Here is a 1,551-nt window from a genome sequence, read left to right on the forward strand (position 1 = left end):
CAGTAGCATTGCATAAATAAATTCTACTAATGTCAAATCACTGTTTTTTAGTCATTCGGATGAGTCTGAACATTCAGATTTTGTGTTATTCAGGTCAAAGTGAAAAAAAGGGCAACAGGTAAGTAAATGGTAGTCCTTATCCACAATTTTACATTTATTCTTTTTCCTAGTTAAACAGTGGATCGTACGTCAAGTCGTCTAGATGGCTCACCTCACCTTCTGCGAATTGGTGCTCGATTACTCGAAACTCTTGTTTCCAATTCTGTTTTCGGCGTCCTGTTGAAAAGCGTGTTGGTTGCCTAAAAAGCGAACGAAGAAAGGTGTCAAAGCCTTTAAACAACAGATTCTGTAGGGTTTTCTTTATCTCGAGTAAAGGACCATCGTGCTGCAGCTGCTCTTGTAAAAGCACTTGTAAACAGTACGTGATGAGCGCGACCCAGATTTGATTGCACACCGCATTCTCACTCTTTCCATAGAACGTTTTGAACGTGAGGTGCTGTTTCATCCATTTGAAAAAGGTCTCGATCTTCCAACGATAACGATATAAGTCACCGATTTCTTCGGCAGATAAGTCAAAACAGTTCGTGACGATCATGACGACGTTTCCTTGACTATCTTGTGTCTCGATTAAGCGCAAAGGATGTGTCATTTTTGTCCCATTTTGCGAGTTACCTAGAAACACTTCTTGGTCTTTCACAATAGGTGAACCTGCTTGTGGAATTTGTTCGGATAGCACTTCGACCTGTGCGTTCTTCTTCAAACGAGTGATAAAGCGAACATCGTGTAAACAGAGATGATCAAATTGTTTATAATCGATATAGCCACGATCAAACAAGTGGATCGTATCCGAATCCATTTCAATGAGATCTCCCATTTGAGTGCGGTCTGCATGCTTAGCTGGTAAAAGAATTCCTTTATCGGGTAAGGTCAACTCTTTGGTAACCACGACTCGTAAATGAAGGCGAATCCCAGCTTTCGTTTTACGAAAAGTCGCCCAAGGGTACTGACTTACACTCATGCTCATCGTTGTTGAATCAATCACGTGTAAGCGACCAATCTCACGAATGATCGGCGATTGCTTCATCTTTGCTTGAATGTTCAACACGAGATAATGAAAGATCTTCTCAAATAACGTTGGGGATAAATCACCCAATTTCCTTGAAAGCTGTGACGTGCTAATCGTATCAAATGCGAGTTGAACTTGAAGCTCTTCCTTATCTTTTAGCTTCTTTGACATTTGAGTTAAGCTTTTGGTTTCTTTCAATTGCGAAATGATCAGCAGTTGAAGAAACTTATAGGCTGTTAGCTTTTTCACGTATTTATCAAGGTCGATCACGTTAATTAGATTGGAAAAAGTATGTTCATCAATGACTTTTAGTAGTTCATTTATTGTAGATTTTATGGTATTCTTGTCCATGTGAGGGCTCCTTTTAATTTGGATTTGGACAGAACTACCAAACCTAATTATAAGGAGTTTTTTTATGTCTTGAAACCATAAATTTCTACTCGAAACTACTTGACAAATTTTTAATAACTTTATGCAAAGCTAAT

1 protein-coding gene is annotated in these 1,551 nt (G+C 38.7%); it reads right to left on the reverse strand.

Translation table 11 applies throughout. The features are described 5' to 3' along the window. Positions 1–166: 166 nt before the first annotated feature. Positions 167–1,417, reverse strand: coding sequence for an IS4 family transposase (locus tag BALCAV_RS20785; protein WP_003320837.1), 1,251 nt, complete (start codon positions 1,415–1,417; stop codon positions 167–169). Between the last annotated feature and the right edge of the window lie 134 nt (positions 1,418–1,551).

It is taken from the genome of Alkalihalobacillus alcalophilus ATCC 27647 = CGMCC 1.3604 (assembly GCF_000292245.2).
GTDB lineage: Bacteria > Bacillota > Bacilli > Bacillales > Bacillaceae_D > Alkalihalobacillus > Alkalihalobacillus alcalophilus.